This window comes from Rhodopila globiformis (assembly GCF_002937115.1).
Lineage (GTDB): Bacteria > Pseudomonadota > Alphaproteobacteria > Acetobacterales > Acetobacteraceae > Rhodopila > Rhodopila globiformis.
Genome location: NZ_NHRY01000055.1, coordinates 1 through 21,373 on the forward strand (window position 1 = coordinate 1; position 21,373 = coordinate 21,373).

The window sequence follows — 21,373 nt, forward strand, 5'->3', positions numbered from 1 at the left end:
ACCCAACCGCTCCCTCACCCCCGGCCCCTTCGCGGACCGCCTCGCCGCCTTCCTGATGCCCTACTGGGCCGGCGTCACCAAGGACTACGACCTCGCCCGCGCCGCCATGGAGGCAACCATCGCCTCCTACGGCGCCCAGACCCGCGCCGACCTCTCAACGCCGTCCAGATCATCGCCAACAGCTTCGCCGCGCTCGAAATGCTGGCCCGCGTCAAGATCCAGGAACAGGACCTCTCACCCACCCTGCACCTGCGCTACCGAAGCTGCGCCAACAGCCTCAGCCGCGCCTGCCGCTACGCGCAAAACGCGCTCGACAGGCGCCTGGCCTGCGACTCCCCCGGCGCCCGCAAACCAACCCCGCAACCGGCGGCGGACCCGCCCGCCGACATCTCGGAGGCGGAAGCGGCCGAGATGCTCCGCCGCACCCAGGCGGCGATCGACGCCTGCCGCAACCGCCTCGCCAACGCCCAGCCGCCGACGCGACCGGACGGGACGCTGAACTTCCCCCCGGACCGCTCCCAGCGCCGCAGCGCCAGCGCGCTCATGCAGGCGCTGTCCGCCGGCGGCCCGCCCAAGGCGGCTGTGGGGTCGGCCACCGCGGCGGCCGCGTTCGGACCCTGACGCCCCCGGGCGGCCGATCGCGCGGCGCGGCCGGCGGCAAGCTGGCGCGCCATCCCGGCATCGGCCGCTCGGCCGGCAGCGTCCGCATGGCCCCGGGCGGCCGCGGCCTCCGGCCTCGGCTGCGCCGCCGCCACCGGCGCCAGCCCGTGTTCCCGCGCCGGCTGCGACGGGCGACGCGGACCGCCCCGCCGGCCCGGCCGTCTTCCACCGGGACCGCCGCCATAGTATAAGGCAATGGCCAGGACAGGAGACCGCTGATGGACCGTCCTTACGACGCTCCGCCGGACGAAGCCGCACCACCCATGCCGACCGAGGGGGACCTGCGCGCGGCGATGGCCGAAAGCGCCCAGGACGTCGCCGCCGGGCGTACCGTGCCGCTGGCCGGCGTCCTGGCGGAACTGGACGCCGTGGCAGACCGGATCGAAGCCCGGACTCGCGCCCGCCAGGCGTAATTCGCCCCGGAAGCCCGGCACGGCAGCACAAATGTGTGCGCCGATCCGGGTGACGACGGGATACCGGTGAAATCGCGGCTCCCCACCAGGACCGGGGACATCGTCAAGCCGCGGCGGCGATCCTCGATACGCCGCAACCCGGGCTGCCGGGGTAGCCGCAGCAACAGCACCGCGGTATCAGCCAGACCAAGCCGCTGAACTGCCAGACCCCTCGTGCCACCGGATGATCGGCTGCGTCCTGCGGCCAGTCGCGCCGAGGAAGGGCTCCAGCCAGACCCCGGCATCGACAGCGCAAGAGCGGTCCCCACCCGATTGCGCGCCCGAAACAGGGGATCGCGCACCCGCGCCGAACGTGCGAAGCTGCCCCCAGGGGCCTGACAAACGGCCCCGAGCGACCTAAGTCGCCGTTCTGGTGGACGCATCCGAACGTCAGCCGGTTGCAAGCTGTATGGAGAATTCACCTGTGAGCAAACCCCAGCGGCGTGGTTTCCCCGCAACCTCCGCTCCTGCCGATGTCCTGGCCGCACGGGGCGCCGAGGCGCTGGCGCAGGAGAAATTCAAGGAGGCCGTCGAACTCTTCAAGCAGCTGGTCCGCCAGGACCCGCGGCCCGACTGGAAGGACTCGCTCGCCGACGCCTACTGCGGCCGCGCCCGCGCCATGGCGGCCAAGTCCATGTTCAAGGAAGCCGCGATGGTGCTGGAGAACACCATCGCCCCCGACGGAACCGTGCGCGACTCCCGGCTCTATCTGACGTGCCTGCTGCGCGACGGCCAGCAATCGAAGGCCGCGGCCTATGCCCTACGCTGCCTGGGCAGCGACGCCGCCCCGGCGCCCGACCGGGCCGCGCTCGAGGATATGGCGGCGGCCCTGCTCCTGGCGGTCCCCGAGCTTCCCGCGCTGCCCCAGGGCGCGTCCTCCGAATCGTCCCGCTGGCGCGACCTCGCCGCCGCCGCCCGCGACGCGCTCGCCGCCTGGATCGATGGCGCATCCGCCGAGGCGATCGAGCCGCACCTCAACCGCATCTCGCTCCGCTCCGCCTTCAAGCCGATCCGCCTGCTGCTGAAAGGCCTCACCAGCCTGCCGGTGGACGAGGAGCGGGTGCGCCAGCTGCTGGCGACGATTCCGCCAACCTCGGCGTTCTACCCGTTCCGCCAGGCGGTGGAGGCGGCGGTGTTCCAGGCCGCCGCCCTGGACGCCGCCGGCTGGGAGCGCCTGACCCCCGCCCAGCAGGCCTTCGTCGCCGAAACCCGCGGCCTTCCCGCCGAAACCGCGCAGTTCCTGGCCCGCTCCGCCGAGGCCGCGCAGGCCGGCCCGGGGGCCTTGTTCAGCTTCCTGACCCGGCAGTCCGGCCTGCCCCAGGCCGAGGTCCGCAGCGCCTGCCTGAACCTCCTGCCGCAGATCCCCGATCGGCTGCCGCAGTTCGAACGGCAGTTCGGGCCGCTGCGGGAGCCGGAGCGCATGCGCGTCAAGGCGCTCGCGGCGGAGGCACGTGGCGACTGGGCGGCCGCGGCATGGTCCTGGCAGGACGTCGCCACAAACTTCGCCGGCAGCCCCGCCGATCGGCTGGCCAGGCTGTCGCAGGCGGTGGTGTACCGGCACCTGGCGCATCTCGCCCAGGTGCACGAGGAGGTCGAGGGCGAAAACCCGTTCGAGAATCCCGTCATCTCCTACCTGGAACGCAGCTACGCGGCCGATCCCGACCACATCCCCGCCATCCTGGAGCTGATCGGGCTTTACCGCGCGGAGTCGCGGACCAAGGACTGGCACCGGCTGGCCGACGAGGCGGTCCAGCGCTTCCCCGAGGACAGCCAGATCCTGCTGCAGGCGACCGAGTCCGCGGCGGCGCGCAAGGCCTACAAGAAGGCGGCCGGGTTCGCCCGCCGGCTGTTGCAGATCAACCCGATCAACCCCGGCATTCGCCGCCAGATGATCGAGCTGCAGGTCGCCCAGGCCCGCAAGCAGATGCGCGCGAAGCATCCGGACCTGGCGGCGAAGGAACTGGCCGCGGCGGCCGAATGGGAACGGCCGGACGCCCCCAGCGGGCAGCTGCGCATCGCCCGCGGGCTGGTCGGCCTGCAAACCGGCCCGCGCGAGCAAGCCGAGGCCTGGGTGCGCGAAGGCGTGGCGCTCGCCGGCGGCGGCGTCGCCGGCTGGTTCCGGGCCCGGCTCGAAGGCGAGCTGATGAAGCTCCCCGGCGCCGACCTCGCGTGGCTGCGCAAGGAACTGGACGCGGCGTGCGCGACCCCGCCGGCGAAAGAGGTGGTCATGGCGATCGTCGCGACCCTGGGCCAGCCGGAAGCGCGCGAGAACAAGCGCACGGTCACCGACTTGCTGGCCGGCGTGCGGGTGTGGCTGGAGCAGGGCGCCGCGCTCGACTGGCCGGAGGCGGAATTCCACACCCTGGGCGAGGCGTTTGCCCGCTTCGACGCCTTCCAGTTGCTGTCGGACTACGCCCGGGCCGCCAGCAGGCGCGATCCCACGAATCCGACATGGCGATTCCACGCCATCGTTGCCCGCACCAAGGCCAAGGCGGATCGCCTCACCCCGGCCGAAACGGACGATCTGTTCGCGATGGCCGAGGCCGCTGCCAGGCGGCAGGATTTCCACACCGCCCGGCGGGTCACCCAATATCTGGAGGGCGGAGGCCGCCCCGGCCCGCGCCGCGCAAACCGGGCCACGGCCGCCGCGATGGAGGCAATCGACGCGGAAGATCTGACAGCGGTTCTCCTGTCGATGATGGGCGACATGCCCAAGGCCACCGCCAGGGAATTGCGCGCGCTGGCGAACGATCTCGGCCGCGACGCGGCTGTGGCGGCCATGGTCGCCGAGATGCGCGTCGCCCCGTTGGCGCCGGACATGCCCGAGGCGGTAATGCGCATGCTGAGCGAGGCGCTGGTGGACCAGGCGCTTGCCGGCGACCGCCCGCGGCGGCATGGAAGGGCGCGAAGGAGCCAGTTTTTCGATGCGTGATCCGTTTACCGTGCTCGGCGTGACCGAGGATGCCGGCGACGCCGAGATCCGGCAGCGCTACCTCGCCCTGGTGCGCGACTTCCCGCCCGACCGCGCCCCGGATCGCTTCCGGGAGTACCGGGCGGCGTACGACGCACTCATCGACGAGCGGAAGCGGCTGGAGACCAAGCTGCTGCATACCAACGAAGCCGCACTGTCCCGGCTGACCGCGGTCACCTTGCAGGCCGCTTCGCCCGGCGCGGGACGGGCGGCGAAGCGGACCGTGGCGGCCCTGCTGACCGAGGGTGTCATGCGGACCTTGACGGATTGATGTCCCCGTCGCGGGCGAGGAGACAAGGTGGACGACAACATGAAGCAGGCGCTGCTGAGCCGGTTCAGCGCCTATCTGGACACGGTGGAAGACGAGCCGGAGCCGCCGGAAGACCCGGGTGAAACCACGGACCTGTATTCCGTGTTCGTCGAATTGGCGGGGCTGCGCAGCGAGCTGCGCACCGAATCGCGCCTGGTGAAGGACGCGCTGGACCAGTTCCGCGGCGTGTTCGACCTGCTGCGGACCAGCCAGGCGAGCGTGCAGCAGGAACTCGACCGCGCCCGGGCCGACACGCGGGATCGGGAACGCGCGGCCCTGCGCCCGCTGCTGCTGGACGTCGTCGATCTGCGGGACCGTCTGCTCGCCGCCCTGACCCTGGCCGCCGCCGCCCGCCCCGGCTGGGCCGCCCGGCTGCTGCGCCGGAAGCGGACAGGCGGGCAGGAATGGCAGGACGGCCTGCGCATGATCGTGCGCCGGCTCGACCAAGTTCTGCTCGACCGCGGCATCGTCGCCATGCGCCTGATCGGCCAGCCGTTCGACCCGCGGCGGGCGCGCGTCGTCGCCCTGTCGGCGGACCGGTCCGTGGCCGAGGGAACCATCATCGAAGAGGTCCGCACCGGCTTCCTATGGGATGACCAGGTGTTGCGGACCGCGGAAGTCGTCGTCAGCCGCAGCGGCGACGCGACAGGAGAACGGACATGACGGACGAAATCGTCGGAATCGACCTGGGAACCACCAACTCCGAAATCGCCATCTACCGCAACGGCCGGCCGGACGTGCTGGCCGACGCGCAGGGGCGGGTGATCCTGCCGTCGGTGGTCGGGCTGTCCGAAACCGGGGACCTGCTCGTCGGCGAGGAGGCGCGCAACCAGTTCCTGCTGTATCCGGAACGGACCGTGCGGTCGATCAAGCGGAAGATGGGCAGCGACGCGCGCGTGCACCTGGGCGAGCGCGACTACTCGCCGCAGGAAATCTCCGCCATCATCCTGTCGCGGCTGAAGGAAACCGCGCAGCAGCGGCTCGGCCAGCCGGTCCGCAAGGCGGTGATCACCGTGCCGGCCTACTTCTCCGACGCGCAGCGCCAGGCAACGCGTGAGGCCGGGGAAATCGCCGGTCTGGAGGTGGTGCGGATCATCAACGAACCCACCGCGGCGGCGCTGGTCTACGAGGCAGCGCAGCAGCAGGGCAAGCGCATCCTGGTCTACGACCTGGGCGGCGGCACCTTCGACGTCTCGGTGGTGCGGATCGAGGCGGGGGTGGTCGAGGTCATCTCCAGCCACGGCAACAACCAGCTCGGCGGCGACGATTTCGACCACAAGCTGGTCGAGCATGTGCTCGAGCACCTGAAGCTGAAGCACGAGGTCGACGTCTCGGGCCAGCCGCGGGCCATGGCGCGGATCCTGCGCAGCGCCGAGGCCGCCAAGAAGCAGCTCTCGGATCATCCCTTCGCCCGGATCGCCGAGGAATACCTGACCGAGATCGGCGGCAAGGCAATCAACCTGGACCTGGAAATCAGCCGGGAAGAGTACGAGGAGATGATCACGCCGTTCATCGAGGAGACGCTCGGCGCGATCCACATCGCCCTGGAATCGGCGCACCTGGTGTCCTCGCAGGTCGACGAGATCCTCCTGGTCGGCGGCGCCACCCGGACCCCGCTGATCCGGCGCCGCCTGACCGAGGTATTCGGCAAGGACCCCCGCGGCGAGGTCGATCCCGACCTGTGCGTCGCCATGGGCGCGGCCATCCAGGGGGCCGCGATCGCCGGCACCGAGGTGTCGGCGGTGCTGGTGGACGTCACCCCCTATACCTTCGGCACCAGCGCGCTGGGCGAGCTGAACGGCGAACTCTACCCGTATCAATACGTCCCGATCATCCCCAAGAACACGCCGATACCGGTGCGGCGGAGCGAAGCGTTCTTCACCGTCGTCGACGGCCAGAAGAGCGTCCAGATCCTCATCTACCAGGGCGAGAACCCAGACGCGCTGGAGAACATCAAAATCGGCGAGTTCCGCGTCGACGGCCTGAGCGACGTGCCGGCCGGCAACACCGTGATCATCGACCTGGCCCTGGACCGCGACGGCATCCTGCAGGTGTCGGCGCGCGAGAAGAAGACCGGCCTGGAACGCCGCATCACCATCGACAAGGCGGTGTCGCGCTTCGACCAGGACCAGCTGGACCAGGCACGCGAGCGCATCGGCTCGCTGTTCGAAGGCCGGGAGCAGGATGCCTCGGCCGGTGGCGCCGGTTCGGCGGTCGACGCCCTGCTGGCGAAGGCGAGCGGCAAGCTCGACCAGGCCGGCGAGGAGGACCGGGCGGAGATCATCGACCTGATCGAGACGATCAGGGACGCCAGGGCCAGCGGCGACAGCGCCGCCCTGGAGCAGGGGCAGCGGCAGTTGCAGGACCTGCTGTTCTACCTGGAGACCTGATGCATGGAGCGCTGTCCGGTCTGCCGCGCCGCGCTGAACGGCGCCGAGACCTGCCGCCGGTGCCGGGCCGAGCTGCAGTCGGCGATACGCGCGGAACGCGAGGGGCGGATGCTGGTCGACGCCGCCCTCCATCGCCTCTCGCTTGACGACACCGGCACGGCCGAACGCTTGCTGCGGCGCGCGCTGACGGTTCACGCGACGCCGGAAACCCGGGTCCTGCGCCGGCTTGTGGAAGCGTGGCCGCGGCGAACCGTCCCGTCGTCATGACGGCATCGTGCGGCCGGGCTCTCCATGACTGCGCCACATGCGGCGGTTGTTCGCGGACAGGTCCTTAATTTGACTGTGTCAAAAACTGAGAGATAGTCAATGTTATCAATGGGTTATGGGAGCTCTAGTTTGCGAGAAAACGTCGTAATTTCAATGTGTTAGGCGGAAACTGACACAGTCGAATTAATCATTTGGAAATCATTGATCGCTATGCTGCGCCGATGGCCGATACCCGCATTCGGAATTCACTGACGTTCGCCGTGCAACTGGGATGGCTCGAGTTCCACGATGACGGGAGCGACAGGATCGCCCGCATCCTGCGCTCCAATGCGTTCAGGTTCTACTGCGACCAGCAGGGATTGGCGGTGCTGGCGACCTGCCGTGCCCACGGGATCAAAGGCGTCCCCGACTACATCATCCATGAGGACGTTCACCCGGATCTGCCGCTCGTTCTCAAGCTTTCGCTCGAGGAAGTCGCCCTGGTGCGCGTGTATCACCCTGACGTTCGGGTCTGGTGGGAGGATGACTGCGGCAATACCGGAAGAGCCTGACATGGCGGACGACCGGGCTGCGTGCCTGCGCCGCCCCATGACGGCGCAACGGGCCGGTTGCCGGCTATCCGTCCACGGGTGGCGCCGAAACAGCCCCGGTTTCAATCTTTCGAACGTAACGAAAGGCAGGAAGCCGTGACAACTCGTCCGTCACGGCAACCGGCCTGGGCGAGATGGTTTCCACGGCGACGCGCTGGGACGCTTCGTTGCCGATCCCAACGAACGCTTCGACGTAGAATGCCGGGACTCCCACCCGGGAAAGCTCGTGGCGCACGTCGGCTATGGCGACCTTCACGGCGCTCCGCGCGCGTCCCTGGTTGCGGTAGGCTTCGGGAACCGCGTATCCGATCTGAAAGCACGGCTTCCCGTCGATGCAACCATTGTCTGCAAGCATCACCAGCGTGGTCAGTAGGCCGTCTTCGATCCGCATGTAGGACAATCGGGCCTTGCCGTCCGGATGGTCGATACAACAGAAAAGTTCCTGGTCGACAGTCCCGCGCCGAAGCGGTATCTCGCCACGGGAAAGGGCCTGCTGAAACAACATCAGCGCGTCGTGCGGGTCGATCGTTCTCGCCATTGCCGCCTCCTAGCACGGGGCGGTTGTGATCGGCACCGAAAGAATGTTCCTCGCCTACGGTGCCGCTGGTCGGTGCGTGGATCGGCAGCCTGTCGTCGAGGCGGACGCGGGCACGGCCGAGCGGTTTGAACCTCACCGGAGCGCCCAAGGCCTGGTTCCCATTGTTGCCAAACGCGAGCAGAAGTGGGCCGGAGCGCGCCCGCTCCGGGAAAATGTTTCAACAAAGATACGAAGTGGCAAGTGCATCGTTCCGCTGCACGACTCTTGTGGCCGGATTCTCTGCCGTCGCCCGCGGCGCCCGGCCGGTAGCGGCTGGACGGCGGCGCGGCTTGCCAGGCCTCGCGCCTTGCGTCTGCCAACGTGCCGTGACCCCGCGTACCGGCCCGGCCGCTAATGCCGCAGATGTGATTCCAGTAACGGTCCAGAGCGGGTTGGATCAGGCATGCTCCGTCGCGTAGAGGCAGCCTTACTCGATGTTGCCGAGTGACGACAGTGCGGCACAGATCCACAGCGGATATTGGCACGCCCACGAGGACAGGCAGCCGCGGCGGTCGGTTCGTCGGAAGGAGTTGAAGGTCAGCGTAATGGACGAACTGCGGATCAACGTCATCGACAACCTCGCGCAGATCGAGGCTTTGTGGCGCCGCGCGAGCCGCGAACTGGCCGGCTACGTCTTTCAGTGCTTCGACTGGCTGGTGGTCTGGAATGCGACAGTCGGCATCCCAGAGGGCATTACCCCCGCCCTGGTTCAGGTCAGCAATACCGCGGGACAGACCCTGATGCTCATCCCGCTTGGCATCCGGCGGCTGCACGGATGCCGCGTGCTCGGCTTCCTGGGGGGCGAGGAGTCCGATTACAAGGCGCCGCTGATCGACCGGGCCTTCGCCACTTCCTGCTGCGCTGCGGCGTTCGCTGAACTCTGGGCGATGATCCTGCGCCGGCTGCCGCCCGTCGACATCATCTGGTTTTCGGGGATGCCGGCGACGGTCGCGGGCGCCCCCAACCCCTTCGTCACGCTGCGTGGCGCGGTAAGCGTCGGCTGCGCCCACGCGGCAACGCCGCTGCCAGATAATTTCGAATCATACCGAAAGGCGCACAAGTCGGCCCTGTTCCGCAAAGCGGCGCGTCTCTACCGGAACGGCGCGGGCAACAACCCGGTGCGCCTCGAACGCGTCGCCGATCCCACGGAGATGCTTGGGACGCTCGACCTGACGCTGGCGTGGGGACGCAGACGCTATGGCAACGACTTCATGAGCGCGAGCGTCGAGCGATTTTACCGTCAGATCCTGCGGTCGCGCCTCGATGCCGCCACGCCTTTCGTTGCGCGCCTATGGATCGAGGATGTGGTCGTGGCAACCGAGGTCGGCATGGTGCAGGGCAATCGGTTCTATGGGCTGCTGACGGCCCACGAGTCCGGTCCCTGGGCCCGCCTGTCCCCCGGACGCCTGCTGATGGCGGAGATCGTCAGATGGTGCATCGCCGAAGGGATTGAAACTTTCGATCTTGCCCGCGGTGACGAGCCGTACAAGAAGGATTTTACCGATACCGAAATGTCCCTGCATGCCTACAGCCACGGCCCGAGCCGCAAGGGTTGCATCGTCCTGTTCTGTTACGCAATGATGACGCGCATCTATCGGCAGGCCCTGAAGAACCCACGCCTGCGCACGCACATCGTGGCCCTGAAGGATCGGCTGCTGGCCGTCATCGGCGGGCTCCGGTCAGCATCCGCTTACCGGTAGCCTGGCGCACGGCGCGTCCTGGCAGCGTTTGCGCGTCTGGACCATTCCGCGCCGCGGTGTACCGAGACCGCCGTGCCCGCCCCGCAGCGGTCATCGCCCGGTCTCGCCGATCGGCGATGCGGCTTCTGTTTCTGCATAGCCAGGGCGCGATCCCGGTGTCAGGCTCATGGGCGCATTCAAGACCCGACATCCCGGGGACGGACTCCCGGAGCGGGAGAAGGTATTTTGATATCAAACCTGTTTTCGATGCGGCCGATCGATACGGGCATGGGCGATGCTGGCTGCCGTTGCGCAGTCCGGCCATGAGCGATTCCGGGACGACGAAACACGCGCCGATCGGCGGCCGGTTCGAGGCGCGGGTGACGGCGGACAGCCACATGGCCTGGGTCCGCACGCGTCTCGCCCTTGAGCGTACGATGATGTCCTGGCTGCGAACGGCCGTCTCGCTGATCGGCTTCGGCTTCGCGATCGTGCAATTCTTCGAGCATCTGCAACAGTTTTCCGGCGCCCAACCGGCGCTTCTTCCACGCGGGCCGCTGTATCTGGGACTGGCGCTGATCGCCTGTGGCGTCCTCGCGTTGCTGGTGTCGATCTGGCAATACGTCTGGACCGTTCGCTACATGTGGAACGAAATGTTCGTGCCGATCGCGGGGCTGAAACGGGACGGGATGAAATCGCCGGTTGTCGCGGTTGCCGTTCTGCTCGTCTGCATTGGCCTGTATGCTTTTGCCGCAGTGCTGCTGCGTCTCGTCTAGCTGCCTGCGCCAGAGACTGCGTCTGCCGTGATCTTTCTTCCGCCTTAGCAAGAAAAGGGATAGCGATATGGCTCGATCAGGCAAGCCGAACATCCTCATCCTTTGGGGGGACGACATCGGTTGGTGGAACATCAGCTACAACAACCGTGGCCAGATGGGCTACCGGACCCCTCATATCGACCGCATCGGAAACGAAGGCGCGACCTTCACTGACTATTACGGCCAGCAAAGCTGCACCGCCGGCCGTGCCGCCTTCATCACCGGGCAGAACCCGATCCGCACCGGCCTGACCAAGGTCGGCATGCCCGGCGCCGATGTCGGGCTGCGCGCGGAAGATCCGACCATCGCGGAATTGCTGAAGCCGCTGGGTTACGCCACCGGCCAGTTCGGCAAGAATCATTTCGGCGACAAAGACGAGTTCCTGCCCACAATGCACGGCTTCGACGAATTCTTCGGCAACCTGTACCACCTCAATGCCGAGGAAGAGCCCGAGAGCCCGGACTATCCGAAGGACGCGGCCTTCAGGCAGCGGTTCGGCCCCAGGGGCGTGCTGCACGCCTGGGCGGATGGCAAAGGCGGACAAAGGATCGAGGACACGGGCCCGCTGACGAAGAAGCGCATGGAAACCATCGATGACGAGGTCACCGAACACGCCCTCGGCTTCATTGACAAAGTCCACAAGGAAGGCAAGCCGTTCTTTATGTGGTACAATACCACCGCCATGCACTTCAGGACCCATTGCGCCGAGAAGCACAAGGGCAAGAGCGGGCAGGGCGACTACAACGACGTCATGGTCGCCCACGACGAGAACATCGGACGGATGCTGGCCAAGCTCGACGAACTGGGCATCGCGGACGACACGATCGTGATGTACTCGACCGACAACGGCCCGCACTACAACAGCTGGCCCGATGGCGGGATCACGCCGTTCCGCAGCGAGAAGAACACCAACTGGGAAGGCGGCTGGCGCGTGCCCATCTTCGTGCGCTGGCCAGGCAGGATCAAGCCGGGCACGGTGCTGAACGACATCGCCTCGCACCAGGACTGGCTGCCCACTCTGCTGGCTGCCGCGGGCGATCCGGACATCCCGGCGAAGCTTCTCGAGGGCCATAAGGTTGGAAACAAGACCTTCAAGGTCCACATCGACGGCTTCAACCTGCTGCCCTATCTCACCGGCGAGGCGGAGGAAAGCCCCCGGAAGTCCTTCTTCTACATCAGCGACGACGGCGACATCCTGGCGCTGCGGATGGGGGACTGGAAAGTGGTGCTGATGGAGCAGAGAGCCAAACAGCTGATGTGCTGGTTCGAGCCGTTCGTGAAGCTGCGGGCGCCGAAGATTTTCAACCTGCGGCGTGATCCGTTCGAACGGGCGGACGAGAACTCGAACACATACTGGGACTGGGTGATCGCCCATGCCTACCTGTTGTACGAGATGCAGGCGATCGTCGCGCAGCAGATTGACGGATTCATGAAGTTCCCGCCACGCCAGAAGCCCGCCGCGTTCAACCTGGACGCCGTGCTGCGGCAGATGCAGGACGCATCCGGCAGCGGCTACCATTAGGCGGGGAAGGGGCCGTTGCGGACCCGTTGCATATCGGCAGGGCTGCTTTGCGGCCCTGCCGGGCGCAAGGGGCTTCACAGGTCACGGATTCATCGTGGAGATTGCCATGGGTGAGCAGTCAGCAGCCAAGATCCCACTGCATGAGAGAGCGCTCGACGAATTCAAGGAACTCCTGGTTCTGACCGCCTACCTCTATGTCTGCCTTGGCGCCCTGATGTTGCAGAAGACCGCGGTGCTGCAGGACGCGGGCATCAGCTTCGACATGTGGGGCATCGCCCTCGTGAAGTCGTTGCTTCTTGCCAAGTTCATGCTTGTCGGGCGGGCCCTGCACATTGGCCAGCATCGGTTCCGGAACGAGGCGCTGATCTGGCCTACGCTGTACCAGTCGGTGCTGACCCTGTTGCTGCTGCTGGTCCTGGACACGGCCGAGGAGCTGCTGGTCGGCCTGATCCACAAGCGAGCGCTGGTGGATTCGCTCGCCCATGTCGCGGGCCCAACGCCTTTGCAGGTGGCTGCGAGTTGCCTGATCATGCTGCTGATCCTGATACCGTATTTCGCATTCCAGAACCTTGGCGAGGTGCTGGGTGGCCGCACCCTGGTCCGCTTGTTTCTGGCCGATCGGCGCACGCCGGTGGCGCCGCCCGGCCAGATCTGACATGGCGGCCTGGCGAAGCATTCTCACGATGCCGGGGGCCATTCAACGCGCCGTGCGGGGGATTGTGCCAGGGCACAACGGTGATCCTGCAGCGCCTCACCCCACTTGCTGCCACGGTCCGGGCTGGTCCGTCCGGCGAGCAGAATGAATCCCGGGCGCCGATCCGCGCCGGTTTCGCCCGTGACGACCAGGCTTTCTTCACCCATGGCCGCGCGGGCTTCGGGAAGTCCGGCCAGCAAGCGAAACGGATTGACTCCGGAAAGATCGGCGCTGTCGATCCGCCTGGCGAGATACGGTTCGCCAGCCAGCAGAACCGGAAATGGCGTCCAGTGCGGGCCAATCGCCCTGGCATGGGCGCGCAGCGCAGCCTTCACGGCCGGCTTGATGCAATCGATGTGGATGTGCAACTGATCCTGGGTGCGCCCGTAAACCGAGTTGACCGCCAGGCTGAGTTCATCCCGCCCGAGGACCCGGCCAGCACGCTGGTCGACATAGCGGCGGGCGCGCCAGGCCTCCGCCCAGTAGTTCGACGCATCCGGCGAGAGCAGCACAGGGTCCTCGATCCCGCTGATGCGAGTCGTCGGGACCAGCAGGAAGTGCGTCTGGGCAAAGGGATCAGGGTCCCTGACGATCGCATAGCCGGCGGCGAGATCGACCGCGGTGCAAGGGACCGGACTTGCGAATATCCGCTGATCCGGCACGCAGACATTATGCACCACGTGCCAGAGAGCATTGCGTTCACGCGCGATGCCCTGCGCCATCGATGCGCAGGCGGTCAGCAGAGGCACACATATCATTGCGATCCGCAATACGAATCGTCGCTGCATCAATCCACCTCTGTCCCGGCGCATGATCCGGTCGGTTGTCGCCACTAATATGGCTGCAGTAGGGCGCCACGGCCAACGCCGTCCGATGACGCGACAGGGGGGGCCGACATTGACCCGCCGGCGCCGCAATGCTGTGGTCCGCCACCCACAGCGTCCAGGGTCCCGATGCTCACCACGCGCACCATCCAGACCGCCCCCGGCCTCGCCTTCGACACCTCCGTCGCCGGCCCTGCCGACGGGCCGCTGGTGCTGATGCTGCACGGCTTCGGCGTCTCCCGCTTCCTCTGGTCCGACCAGGTGGAAACGCTGGGGCAGGCGGGCTATCTCGCCGTGGCGCCGAACCAGCGCGGCTATGCCCCCGGCGCCCGGCCCGACCCGGCCGATCACGCCAGCTATCGAGTCCCGCACCTGCTGGCGGACGCGCTGGCGATCGTCGCGGGGCTCGGCCATGGCGACCGCCGCTTCCACCTCGCCGGGCACGACTGGGGCGGCAGCCTGGCCTGGCACCTCGCGGACGCGCATCCCGGCCGCATCGCCTCGCTGACCATCCTGTCCCGCCCGCATCCCCTGGCCTTCAACCGCGCCATCGACCTGCCGGACGGCGAGCAGAAACGCCGCTCGGCCCACCACACGCGGTTCCTCGACCCGCAGGCCGGCCCGGACAACCTCGCCGACGACGCGCGCTGGCTGCGCACTCGCCTGAAGGCCAACGGCGTGCCGGCGGAAAAGATCGAGCAGCACCTGTCCGTCATCGGCAATCCGCCGGCGATGGAGGCGGCGCTCGCCTGGTATCGCGCCCGCGGCGTCCGCCACGACCCGGCGGGGCCGACAAAGGTCCCCACGCTCTACATCTGGGGCGACGCCGACGACGCGGTGGGCCGCGCCGCGGCCGAGGGCACCGGCGATTTCATTGCCGCACCATACCAATTCGAAATCCTGCCGGGCGTCGGCCACTATCCGTCAGACCAGGTCCCCGGCCGCGTCACCGCCCTGATGCTGGCCCACCTTGGCCGCTACCCGGCCTGACCCTCCGCTCAGGCCGAAGCCAGCATCGCCCGGATCTCCGGCAGATGCTCGCGTCCCCAGAAGATTTCGTCTGCAACCACGAAGGTCGGCACGCCGAACACCCCCCGGGCCTCGGCGGCGCGGCTGATCGCCACGGCCTCGTCCCGCAGCGCATCGGCTTCCACGGCGAAGCCGGCGCCGTCCGCGCCCGCCTGCGACAGCACCGCCGCCAGCGCGTTGACGCTTTCAATGTCCAGGTCGCGCTTCCAGAACCGCTCGAACACGGTGTCGTGGTAGCGGCGGAACACGGCGTCGCCGATCCGCTGCGCGTACAGCATCCCGGCGGCGGCCAGCGCGGAATCCCAGATCTTCTGCGTACCAAGGATGGTCAGGCCGCGCTTCCGCGCCTCGCGGCGGCAATCCATGTAGCTGTAGCGCACCCGCCGCCACTGATGGGCGTTGCGGTCCTGTTCCAGCACCGTGCCGGCATTGTCCACCCGGGCCGAGCCCAGGTAGCTCGGGATGTCCAGGATATAGGGCCGCCAGTCGAGCCGCACCGGGCAGTCCCGCTCCAGCTCGTAGGTCGGGTCCTTGGCCAGAAACGCGTAGGGACTCTTGTAGTCCGTATAAGCAACGACCACCTGTGTGCCGGCCATGTGTCCTCCCTGTCCGGTTCGTTACTGGTCCTTCAGAAGATCACCCGTCGCCGCGATCCGTTCCAGCTTCGCCCGGGCGTCGTCCGGAATCCGCACCGGCTTCTGCGCCCCGCGCTCGACGAACACATGCACGAAGTGCCCCTCGGCCGAGGCGACATCCTCATCGTTGCGGAACACACCGATCTCGTACCGAACGGACGACCGGCCGATGCTGGCGACGCGGATGCCGACATGCACCACGTCGGGGAACGCCAGCGAGGCATGGTAGCGGCACGCCACCTCGGCCACCACGCAATGCACCGGCCCTTCCAGCAGGCCGACAACCTGCTCAGTCATTTCATACAGTGTCACTGCGGTATCGAAGTAGGAGAAGTAGTTGACGTTGTTCACATGCGCGAACACGTCGTTGTCCATCCAGCGGGTGGTGATGGTGTGGAACCAGCGGTAGTCGGCGCGTTTCCCGGGCGGGTGGCGAGTCATCGATGCGTCGGTCCTGAACGTTGGCGATGCCGTCTCCATACCCGACCGCCGCGCGAATGGACAGCGACCGCGCCGCCGCCGGATGGTGTCGAGCCATGACGGTCGTGCAGCGGATTGCTGGCGTGCGCGGCTTGCGGAAATGCCGCGTTGTCTGATCAAGTGCTGTCCGGGAAACGCGGGGACGCCATCGGGAAGCGGATGAACAGCCATCAGCACCAGGTTCGGATGCGCGGTTCGGGACCACCTCCGGACAACCGTGATCGCGTCGTGGCCTCGGCCGGAGGACCGGGCGCTGACAGGGCATTCCCCCGCATCGACGGCAGCCGCAGGAGGAAGCAATGGACGCAATCGCCGAACCGATCCGCCTGCCGGCGGATGTCGACGCGCAACCCCTGGTGCGGGCCGCCCTCGCGCTGCAGCCGGTGCTCCGCGGCTGCCACGCGCAGATCGAGCATGAGCAGCGCATGCCGCCGGACCTGCTGGCGCGGCTGCACGCGGCCGGCCTCTACCGGATGGTGGTCCCGTCCTCGCTGGGTGGCATGCAGGCCGATCCGCTGACCTACCTGCGCGCCGTGGAGGTGCTGTCGGAGGCCTGCGGCTCCGTCGGCTGGAACATCGCCAACAACGGCATCGCGCAACTGGTCACCCTGGGCCTGCCCGACGACGGCGTCCGGGAGATCCACGGGCGCGGTCCCGCGGTCGTTGCCGGCACCGCCGTGCAGGGCGGCGGACAGGCGGTGCCGGTCGAGGGTGGCTACCGCGTCAGCGGGCACTGGACCTTCGGCAGCGGCTGCCAGCAGGCCGCTTGGATGCTGGGCAGTTTCCAGATCCTCGACGCCGGCCAGCCGCGCCGTGGTCCGGACGGGCGCCCGCTGTTCTGGCGTGGCCTGTTTCCCCGTGCGGAAGCCGAGATCATCCCGGACAGCTGGGACGTGACCGGGCTGCGCGGCACCGGCAGCCTGGACTGGACGGTGAACGACGTCTTCCTGCCGGAGCGGCGGTGCATGGTTCACGCCGGCGCCCCGCTGGACAACCAGTGGGCGCGCTGGCCCGGCGTCACCTACGCCTTGCCAACGCAGTGTTGGGTCGGCCCGCATCACAGCGCGGTGATCACCGGCATCGCGCGGGCCGGGATCGATGCGCTGATCGCGCTGGCCGGCGAGAAGACGCCGCGCGGCCGGACCGGCATGCTGTGCGAAAACCCCCAGGTGCAGGAGGCTGTCGGGCGGGCCGACGCGATCCTGAACGCCGGCCGCCTGTATCGCAGCGCGACGATCGCCGATCTGTGGAACAGCATTGCGGCCGGCGGGGACACCACGCTGGAGCAGCGCGCCCGCTGCCGATTGGCCTCGACCTATGCCGCCGACAGCGCGCGGGAGGCGATGGACCTTGTGTACCGGCATGGCGGCAGCACCTCGTTCAAGCGCGAGAGCCGTCTGGCCGAATGCTGGCGCGACCTGCATGTCGTGGGGCAGACGGTGACGGTCGCGCCGGAATGGTATCCGATCTGCGGGCGGGTCTACCTAGGCATGGACCCCGGGTCGCGCCTGCGGTAGGGCGGACGCGGGTCGGTCAAGACGGGGCGACGGCGTTCCTTCATTGTCATGGCGGGCGCAGGCCCCATTGGCGTTAAAATAGCGTGGCGGCGGCACGATGCTTGCCATTCCGTCATGGCCCGGCTTGTCCGGGCCACCTGTCGCGGCACAGTGCTGGAATAGGTGGCCCGGACAAGCCGGGCCATGACGAGGAGGCAACAGCCAGCCCTATTTTAACGCCAATGGGGCGCAGGCCCACCATCCACGCCTTACGGTGGTGGTATCGGCAAAAGGCGTGGATGGTGGGCCTGCGCCCACCATGACGGCGCTGCAACGGCCGTGCCCCTGCTCCCCGTGGAGTCAGCGCCTATACGGACAAGCCGGGCCATGACGGTGAGGGCCAGGGCCGCGGCGGCACGGTTGGGTCCAGCACCAGCCGCCGCACACGGGCGGCGCTCAGCTTCCCGGCCGTTCCCGCCGCGCCTGGGCTTCGGTGGTCAACGTGGCGGTCGGTTGCGCATCCAACCGGCGCAGCTTGATCGGTTCGCCGGTATCTTCGCAGTAGCCGTAGGAGCCGTTGTCGATCCGGGCGAGCGCCTGATCGATCTTGTGCAGCGCAGCCTGGGCACGCTCCCGGTTGACGATGTCGAATTCCCGGTCCACCGCGGCACTCGCCTGGTCGGCCTGATCGCCCTCCCGCAGGGCATCATCCGCGCCGGCGGCGGGATTTGCGGCCAGTTCACGCTCGGCGTCCGCGCGCAACTGCAGCAGCTTGCGGCGGAAGTATTCCACCTGCAAAGGGTTCATGAATTCTTCAGCGTCCGACGGCTTGTAGTCGGCGGGCAGGGTCACGGTCATGTTTGGTAGTATAGCAGCCGCGCGTGACATTGAAAAGGGGCCGGAATGAGCGATTGACCGGCCGCGCTGCACGGCTGCCGGTGGCGCGGCGTTCACGATCGAACGGCCTGCCACCGATATGGATTGATCTTGCAGCCGATCACAGCCTAGCGTCCGAAGTATCGCAAAATGCGCATTGTCCAACGGGAGGAATTGCCATGACCGCAGACGCCGGCGGAACCAGCCTTGTCCGCGTTGCCTGCCCGCATGATTGCCCGGATACCTGCGCCATGCTGGTAACGGTCGGCAACGGGCGGGCGTTGGCCGTGCGCGGCGATCCGGATCATCCCTTCACCCGCGGCGGCCTGTGCGTGAAGGTCAACAACTACGAAAAGCGTGTCTACAGCGCCGATCGGCTGCTGTATCCGATGCGGCGGTCGGGGCCCAAGGGCAGCGGCCGGTTCGAACGGATCACCTGGGACCAGGCGCTGGCCACGATAAAGCAGCGATGGTCGAACATCATCGAGGAATCGGGGCCGGCCGCTATCCTGCCGTACAGCTACCTCGGCACCGAGGGAATCCTGAACGGCCTGAATGCCGGGGACGCCTTCTTCAACCGGCTCGGCGCCACGATCAGCGAGCGGACATTCTGCGATTCCGCCTCGTGCACGGCGTATTTCATGACGATCGGCCCGTCCCCGGGCATGGACCCGGAAAGTTTCAAATACTCCAAATACATTATCCTCTGGGCCTGCAACACCATCAGCACCAACCTGCATCACTGGCCGTTCATCGCCGAAGCGCGGCAGAACGGCGCGAAGCTGGTGGTGATCGACCCGGTCAGGACGCGCACCGCGCGTGAGGCCGACTGGCATATTCCGATCCGCCCGGGCACCGACGCGGCGCTCGCCCTGGGCATGATGCACGTCATCATCAACGAGGATCTCGTCGACCGTGACTATGTGGCGCAGTACACGGTCGGCTTCGACGAACTGAAGCAGCGCGCCGGCAGCTACACACCAGAGCTGGTTTCAAGCATAACCGGTATTCCGGCCGACGACATCAGGACCCTGGCGCGCGAGTACGCGACGACTCAGCCCAGCGTCATCCGCATCGGCGTGGCGATCGAGCGCCATGCCGGCGGCGGCCAGACCGTGCGCGCAACGGCCTGCCTGCCGGCGCTGGTCGGCGCCTGGCGGCGCATCGGCGGCGGCATGCTGCAACTGCCGATCTGGGCGTTTCCGGTGAAATGGGAGAACCTGATGCGGCCCGACTGGATCACGTCCGGCACGCGGGTGCTGAACCAGTGGCGCCTGGGGGCGGCCCTGATGCAGGAGGAACCGCTCGATCCACCCATCCGGTCGCTGTTCGTCTACAATTCCAACCCCGTCGTCGTCTCGCCGGAGCAACAGAAGATCGTCAAGGGGCTGGAGCGCGAGGACCTGTTCACTGTCGTCAGCGAGCAGTTCCTGACGGACACGGCACAATACGCCGATATCGTCCTGCCGGCGACGACGCAGCTGGAGCAGTTCGACATCATGTTCTCCTGGGGGCACCTGTACCTGACGCTGAACCAGAAGGCGATCGAACCGCTGGGCGAGGCGGTGCCCAACACCGAGCTGTTCCGGCGGCTTGCGCGGACCATGGGCCTGGACGATCCGCACTGGATCCGCAACGACGAGGACATGGCGCTGGACGCCCTGGACTGGACGCACCCGGCCATGCAGGGGATCACGATGGATTTGCTGAAGCAGAAGGGCTGGGCGCGGCTGGCTGTCGGAACGCCTGAAACCTATCTGCCGCACGCCGAGGGCAACTTCCTGACGCCATCGGGCAAGTGCGAGTTCAAGGCGTCGATGGCGGCGGGCGGCAACTTCGTCCTGCCGCTGTTCCGCCAGGGGTCCAATGAATTCCAGCCGGGCGACCCGGTCGATCCGCTGCCGGCCTATACGCCGTCGCGTGAAAAAGCACCGATGGCGACATCCGGCCGGTATCCGCTCAACGTCATTTCGCCGAAGAGCCACGCCTTCCTGAATTCGTCCTACGGCAACCTGCCGGCCCAGCTTCATCACGCCGGGGAGCAGGTCGTGCTGGTCAACCCGGCCGACGCCCGCGCGCGCAACGTCGGCGACGGCAGCCCGGTGCGGATCTTCAACGACCGCGGCAGCGTCGAGGCCGTGGCGAAGGTGACCGAGGACGTGATGCCGGGGGTGATCGTTGCGCCGATGGGATACTGGCGCAGCCTCAGCCGGGGCGGCGCCACGGTCAACGCGCTCAATCCCGCATCTTATGCGGATTTCGGCCGCGCGCCGGTGTTTTCCGACACGCTGGCCGAAATGGTCGTGGCAGGCGCCGCAATGGCCGCCGAGTAGCACTGGAGAAACGACCCGGCATGGAACGCAGGAACGCAACGGCCGCGGTGATCGGCGCAGGCGACTTCATCGGCGGCGCCATCGCGCGGAAATTCGCCGCCGAGGGCTTCACCGTCTTCGCCGGCCGGCGGAACGGCGAAAAACTGGCGCCGCTGCTGGCGGAAATCGAGGCGACCGGCGGGCGGGCAACCGGCCGTTCGCTCGACGCAAGGAAAGAGCACGACATCACCGCCTTCCTGCAGGAGGCGGAGACGGCGGCGCCGCTGGACGTCTGCATCTTCAACATCGGCGCGAACGTCAACTTCCCGCTGCTGGAAACAACCGAGCGGGTGTTCCGGAAGGTGTGGGAGATGGCGTGCTACTCCGGCTTCCTGGCCGGGCGCGAGGCCGCGCGCCTGATGCTGCCGCGGGGGCGGGGCGCGATCTTCTTCACCGGCGCCACCGCCAGTCTGCGCGGCGGCAGCGGCTATGCCGCCTTCGCCGCCGCGAAATTCGGCCTGCGCGCGGTGGCGCAAAGCGCGGCGCGTGAACTGGGGCCGAAGAACATCCACGTCGCCCACCTGGTCATCGACTCCGGCGTCGATACCGCGTGGGTGCGCGAACGGATCAGGCAGCGCGAGGGGGACGAGGCGCTGAAGAACCTCGATCCGAACCGCCTGATGCGGCCGGAGGCGGTGGCGGAAGCCTACTGGCAGCTCTATCGGCAGCCGCGTGATGCCTGGACGTTCGAGATGGAGATCCGGCCGTTCGGCGAAACGTGGTGACGGGTAGCC

General features: G+C 67.6%; 21 protein-coding genes. 16 read left to right on the plus strand and 5 right to left on the minus strand.

Features of this window, described 5'->3' with window-relative positions; genetic code table 11:
- The first annotated feature begins 198 nt into the window (after window positions 1-198).
- The 8 genes from CCS01_RS04625 to CCS01_RS04660 all read left to right on the plus strand — a co-directional run bounded on the left by CCS01_RS04625 (window position 199) and on the right by CCS01_RS04660 (window position 7,601).
- Window positions 199-621, plus strand: a complete 423-nt coding sequence (locus CCS01_RS04625; RefSeq protein WP_104517657.1) for a hypothetical protein — start codon at window positions 199-201, stop codon at window positions 619-621.
- A gap of 257 nt (window positions 622-878) precedes the next feature.
- Complete coding sequence (locus tag CCS01_RS04630) at window positions 879-1,073, plus strand: hypothetical protein (protein ID WP_104517658.1); 195 nt, start codon at window positions 879-881, stop codon at window positions 1,071-1,073.
- 463 nt (window positions 1,074-1,536) lie between these two features.
- Window positions 1,537-4,044, plus strand: coding sequence for a hypothetical protein (locus CCS01_RS04635; RefSeq protein ID WP_104517659.1), 2,508 nt, complete (start codon window positions 1,537-1,539; stop codon window positions 4,042-4,044).
- The gene (locus CCS01_RS04640; RefSeq protein WP_158258234.1) at window positions 4,037-4,354 is read left to right on the plus strand and encodes a DnaJ domain-containing protein; all 318 of its coding nucleotides are present in this window, start codon (window positions 4,037-4,039) and stop codon (window positions 4,352-4,354) included. Before CCS01_RS04635 ends, CCS01_RS04640 begins: the two co-directional genes overlap by 8 nt.
- 27 nt (window positions 4,355-4,381) lie before the next feature.
- Window positions 4,382-5,056 (plus strand): nucleotide exchange factor GrpE, encoded by a 675-nt coding sequence (locus tag CCS01_RS04645; RefSeq protein WP_104517661.1) that lies wholly within the window; start codon window positions 4,382-4,384, stop codon window positions 5,054-5,056.
- Window positions 5,053-6,783: an Hsp70 family protein gene (locus CCS01_RS04650; RefSeq protein WP_104517662.1), complete on the plus strand. Its 1,731-nt coding sequence runs from the start codon at window positions 5,053-5,055 to the stop codon at window positions 6,781-6,783. Before CCS01_RS04645 ends, CCS01_RS04650 begins: the two co-directional genes overlap by 4 nt.
- A gap of 3 nt (window positions 6,784-6,786) precedes the next feature.
- Window positions 6,787-7,050, plus strand: coding sequence for a hypothetical protein (locus tag CCS01_RS04655; protein WP_104517663.1), 264 nt, complete (start codon window positions 6,787-6,789; stop codon window positions 7,048-7,050).
- Window positions 7,051-7,241: 191 nt separating this feature from the next.
- The gene (locus CCS01_RS04660) at window positions 7,242-7,601 is read left to right on the plus strand and encodes a hypothetical protein (RefSeq protein WP_104517664.1); all 360 of its coding nucleotides are present in this window, start codon (window positions 7,242-7,244) and stop codon (window positions 7,599-7,601) included.
- Window positions 7,602-7,665: 64 nt separating this feature from the next.
- On the opposite strand, the gene CCS01_RS04665 is transcribed toward CCS01_RS04660, so the two are convergent.
- Complete coding sequence (locus tag CCS01_RS04665) at window positions 7,666-8,178, minus strand: GNAT family N-acetyltransferase (RefSeq protein ID WP_104517665.1); 513 nt, start codon at window positions 8,176-8,178, stop codon at window positions 7,666-7,668.
- Between the two features lie 584 nt (window positions 8,179-8,762).
- Between CCS01_RS04665 and CCS01_RS04670 the strand changes: the two genes are divergently transcribed.
- The 4 genes from CCS01_RS04670 (at window position 8,763) to CCS01_RS04685 (ending at window position 12,888) form a co-directional block, all read left to right on the plus strand.
- A complete protein-coding gene (locus CCS01_RS04670) occupies window positions 8,763-9,917 on the plus strand; it encodes a GNAT family N-acetyltransferase (RefSeq protein WP_158258235.1) in 1,155 nt (384 codons plus the stop codon).
- A gap of 116 nt (window positions 9,918-10,033) precedes the next feature.
- Entirely contained in the window at window positions 10,034-10,672 is a 639-nt protein-coding gene (locus CCS01_RS04675) for a YidH family protein (protein ID WP_204848141.1), read from the plus strand.
- 67 nt (window positions 10,673-10,739) lie between these two features.
- Window positions 10,740-12,233, plus strand: coding sequence for an arylsulfatase (locus CCS01_RS04680; RefSeq protein WP_104517668.1), 1,494 nt, complete (start codon window positions 10,740-10,742; stop codon window positions 12,231-12,233).
- A 106-nt stretch (window positions 12,234-12,339) separates the two neighbouring features.
- Window positions 12,340-12,888 (plus strand): hypothetical protein, encoded by a 549-nt coding sequence (locus tag CCS01_RS04685; RefSeq protein WP_104517669.1) that lies wholly within the window; start codon window positions 12,340-12,342, stop codon window positions 12,886-12,888.
- A 23-nt stretch (window positions 12,889-12,911) separates the two neighbouring features.
- Here CCS01_RS04685 and CCS01_RS04690 read toward each other — a convergent pair whose 3' ends face one another.
- Window positions 12,912-13,760 (minus strand): CDP-diacylglycerol diphosphatase, encoded by an 849-nt coding sequence (locus tag CCS01_RS04690; protein WP_104517670.1) that lies wholly within the window; start codon window positions 13,758-13,760, stop codon window positions 12,912-12,914.
- 120 nt (window positions 13,761-13,880) lie between these two features.
- On the opposite strand from CCS01_RS04690, the gene CCS01_RS04695 reads away from it, so the two are divergent.
- Entirely contained in the window at window positions 13,881-14,741 is an 861-nt protein-coding gene (locus CCS01_RS04695) for an alpha/beta fold hydrolase (protein ID WP_104517671.1), read from the plus strand.
- Window positions 14,742-14,749: 8 nt separating this feature from the next.
- Here CCS01_RS04695 and CCS01_RS04700 read toward each other — a convergent pair whose 3' ends face one another.
- The gene (locus CCS01_RS04700; RefSeq protein WP_104517672.1) at window positions 14,750-15,376 is read right to left on the minus strand and encodes a DsbA family protein; all 627 of its coding nucleotides are present in this window, start codon (window positions 15,374-15,376) and stop codon (window positions 14,750-14,752) included.
- A 21-nt stretch (window positions 15,377-15,397) separates the two neighbouring features.
- Complete coding sequence (locus tag CCS01_RS04705; protein WP_104517673.1) at window positions 15,398-15,856, minus strand: acyl-CoA thioesterase; 459 nt, start codon at window positions 15,854-15,856, stop codon at window positions 15,398-15,400.
- Between the two features lie 338 nt (window positions 15,857-16,194).
- On the opposite strand from CCS01_RS04705, the gene CCS01_RS04710 reads away from it, so the two are divergent.
- Window positions 16,195-17,412: an acyl-CoA dehydrogenase family protein gene (locus CCS01_RS04710; protein WP_104517674.1), complete on the plus strand. Its 1,218-nt coding sequence runs from the start codon at window positions 16,195-16,197 to the stop codon at window positions 17,410-17,412.
- Window positions 17,413-17,847: 435 nt separating this feature from the next.
- On the opposite strand, the gene CCS01_RS04715 is transcribed toward CCS01_RS04710, so the two are convergent.
- Entirely contained in the window at window positions 17,848-18,249 is a 402-nt protein-coding gene (locus CCS01_RS04715; protein ID WP_104517675.1) for a TraR/DksA family transcriptional regulator, read from the minus strand.
- A 197-nt stretch (window positions 18,250-18,446) separates the two neighbouring features.
- Here CCS01_RS04715 and CCS01_RS04720 point away from each other — a divergent pair, with 197 nt between their 5' ends.
- Window positions 18,447-20,600, plus strand: a complete 2,154-nt coding sequence (locus CCS01_RS04720) for a molybdopterin-containing oxidoreductase family protein (protein ID WP_104517676.1) — start codon at window positions 18,447-18,449, stop codon at window positions 20,598-20,600.
- A gap of 20 nt (window positions 20,601-20,620) precedes the next feature.
- Complete coding sequence (locus CCS01_RS04725) at window positions 20,621-21,364, plus strand: SDR family NAD(P)-dependent oxidoreductase (protein WP_104517677.1); 744 nt, start codon at window positions 20,621-20,623, stop codon at window positions 21,362-21,364.
- The last annotated feature ends 9 nt before the right edge of the window (window positions 21,365-21,373 follow it).

Coding starts and splice junctions, on each gene's coding strand:
- CCS01_RS04705 (WP_104517673.1), bottom strand. CDS start 15,856: ATGACTCGCCACCCGCCCGGGAAACGCGCCGACTACCGCTGGTTCCAC.
- CCS01_RS04720 (WP_104517676.1), top strand. CDS start 18,447: ATGACCGCAGACGCCGGCGGAACCAGCCTTGTCCGCGTTGCCTGCCCG.
- CCS01_RS04630 (WP_104517658.1), top strand. CDS start 879: ATGGACCGTCCTTACGACGCTCCGCCGGACGAAGCCGCACCACCCATG.
- CCS01_RS04670 (WP_158258235.1), top strand. CDS start 8,763: ATGGACGAACTGCGGATCAACGTCATCGACAACCTCGCGCAGATCGAG.
- CCS01_RS04695 (WP_104517671.1), top strand. CDS start 13,881: ATGCTCACCACGCGCACCATCCAGACCGCCCCCGGCCTCGCCTTCGAC.
- CCS01_RS04640 (WP_158258234.1), top strand. CDS start 4,037: ATGCGTGATCCGTTTACCGTGCTCGGCGTGACCGAGGATGCCGGCGAC.
- CCS01_RS04675 (WP_204848141.1), top strand. CDS start 10,034: ATGCGGCTTCTGTTTCTGCATAGCCAGGGCGCGATCCCGGTGTCAGGC.
- CCS01_RS04680 (WP_104517668.1), top strand. CDS start 10,740: ATGGCTCGATCAGGCAAGCCGAACATCCTCATCCTTTGGGGGGACGAC.
- CCS01_RS04710 (WP_104517674.1), top strand. CDS start 16,195: ATGGACGCAATCGCCGAACCGATCCGCCTGCCGGCGGATGTCGACGCG.
- CCS01_RS04625 (WP_104517657.1), top strand. CDS start 199: ATGCTGGCCCGCGTCAAGATCCAGGAACAGGACCTCTCACCCACCCTG.
- CCS01_RS04665 (WP_104517665.1), bottom strand. CDS start 8,178: ATGGCGAGAACGATCGACCCGCACGACGCGCTGATGTTGTTTCAGCAG.
- CCS01_RS04650 (WP_104517662.1), top strand. CDS start 5,053: ATGACGGACGAAATCGTCGGAATCGACCTGGGAACCACCAACTCCGAA.
- CCS01_RS04700 (WP_104517672.1), bottom strand. CDS start 15,376: ATGGCCGGCACACAGGTGGTCGTTGCTTATACGGACTACAAGAGTCCC.
- CCS01_RS04685 (WP_104517669.1), top strand. CDS start 12,340: ATGGGTGAGCAGTCAGCAGCCAAGATCCCACTGCATGAGAGAGCGCTC.
- CCS01_RS04725 (WP_104517677.1), top strand. CDS start 20,621: ATGGAACGCAGGAACGCAACGGCCGCGGTGATCGGCGCAGGCGACTTC.
- CCS01_RS04655 (WP_104517663.1), top strand. CDS start 6,787: ATGGAGCGCTGTCCGGTCTGCCGCGCCGCGCTGAACGGCGCCGAGACC.
- CCS01_RS04715 (WP_104517675.1), bottom strand. CDS start 18,249: ATGACCGTGACCCTGCCCGCCGACTACAAGCCGTCGGACGCTGAAGAA.